Raw genomic sequence first — 1,753 nt, forward strand, 5'->3', positions numbered from 1 at the left:
CTCCCTCGAAATGATTTAAATAACTCACTCTGGCTCATGAATTCGCAGGATTTCTCCTTAGTCAAAGTGTGAAAAATGAAAGCTTAGGAGTAGCAAGTGGCTGAGGTGTCGTAAAAGGGCATAGGAAAACAGAGGTATTCGTTGAATACCCATAACATTCCATATATGCACGTCTCCACTTCGCCTTAGTGATTTTCACTCCCATGTCTCAACGGGTCATACGCCCTTTCATTCCTTCGTCACATCTAACTAAGGGGGGGAGGTCGGTCTTTCTAACGGAACGGGTCCGAGCCCTTTTGTTTAATGTCTCCCGATACTCCGTGCTATGTTATCCTGCGAATGCATGAACCGGCGAGGATCAATTAGCTTTATGCTGCTTGTAGGAAAATTCTAGTCGAGTCGTAAGTTTTGCCGCTTTTAGCAAGACAGACAAGCATACGTGCAACTTTCCCAATCAATTTCATAATCGACTTCATCTTCTTTACCTTCTTTTCCTTCACGTTGTAGTGGTGCAGAGCCCGAAATTCCGAGTTGGTCATCACCATACACATGGTCACGAGATAGAGGAAATGGCGCAGACGTGGGCGACCACGTTTGCTAAGCACCATTTTTCCTCGCCACTTCCCAGAACTTGCTTCAGCTAGGTTTAATCCGGCATGGCGTAGTAGAGCATTTCCGTGTGCATAAGCGCTTAGATCGCCAGCCTCGCCAAGAATGCCTGCTAAGCTTGTTGCATTGACGCCTGGGATTTCAAGCAGTTTTTGAGCATAGGGAATACGCCCCAGTATCATGTGGACTTCCTGCTCAATCTGTTCAAGTTGACGCTGAGCTAAGTCATACTCTTCTAAGAGTTGCTCTAGATGAAGTTTGTAGGCGTGAAGAGCGTGCGTGGCACCCACACTGCATTTCGCAAGTGTAATAAGTTGCTCTGCACGTTTGACGCCAGCATGACGTTTCACGTATTGCTTCCAGCCAGCCAGAACTTGTTCAGTGGATAACCGGCTAATTTCCTTCGGTAATGGGAAGAGCCGGAGCGTAGCGATAGCACTGGTGCAAGTAAGAATCTTAAATACCTGACGCAGTTCAGGAAAGACAATATCTACCCAGCGATGAATCTGATTTACCGCACTGTTGAGACGTTTGGTCACGGTTTCTCGATTCGCCATAAGAATACGAAGTTCTTCATAAGATTCTGCAAGAAATCGAACGGGAGAGTAGTATCCATTTTTGATCATATCTGCGATGACCAGTGCGTCTTTATGATCGCTTTTCGATGGCGTATTGTCCCGGTTTTCTTTGTTCTTTTTAACAAGATGGGGATTTACAAGCACAGTCTCAATACCTTGCGAATCCAGCCAGCGAGCCAGGCTAAGCCAGTAATGCCCCGTAGGCTCCATACCGACAATGACTTTCTGAAGCTTGTAAGATTTCAATAAATCTCGGATCCAACACTTGAGAAAGTTGAATCCTTCTAAATGATTTCCGAATTTTAGGGATGTACCAAGTGCGATTCCTCGAAAGCTCACAGCCCGAGCAACATGGACTTCCTGAGCAATATCTACACCGACCACCAGATGATGAACGGTAATGTTTTCAATGAGTTGATTTTGTTTTTCTTGTGCTTTAAACTTCATGTTAGAGCGACCTCCTGATGTGGATTTTAAGGGCTTTTGACCCGTTGCGTACTCCCATCGTACAGAGGCGCTCTTTTTTATTCAAACTCCAAATTTTTCGTTTTACAGGAATTCTAACG

Annotated in this window: 1 protein-coding gene; it reads right to left on the reverse strand. The window is 45.2% G+C overall.

The features are described from left to right. Window positions 1-368: 368 nt before the first annotated feature. The gene (locus H9647_RS25525) at window positions 369-1,634 is read right to left on the reverse strand and encodes an IS110 family RNA-guided transposase (protein WP_191805304.1); all 1,266 of its coding nucleotides are present in this window, start codon (window positions 1,632-1,634) and stop codon (window positions 369-371) included. Window positions 1,635-1,753 lie beyond the last annotated feature (119 nt).

Source organism: Paenibacillus gallinarum, assembly GCF_014836635.1.
Classification (GTDB): Bacteria; Bacillota; Bacilli; order Paenibacillales; family Paenibacillaceae; genus Paenibacillus; species Paenibacillus gallinarum.

What these genes read in the sequence shown, in the direction of transcription:
- H9647_RS25525 (WP_191805304.1), bottom strand. Translation starts at nt 1,634, where the DNA reads ATGAAGTTTAAAGCACAAGAAAAACAAAATCAACTCATTGAAAACATT.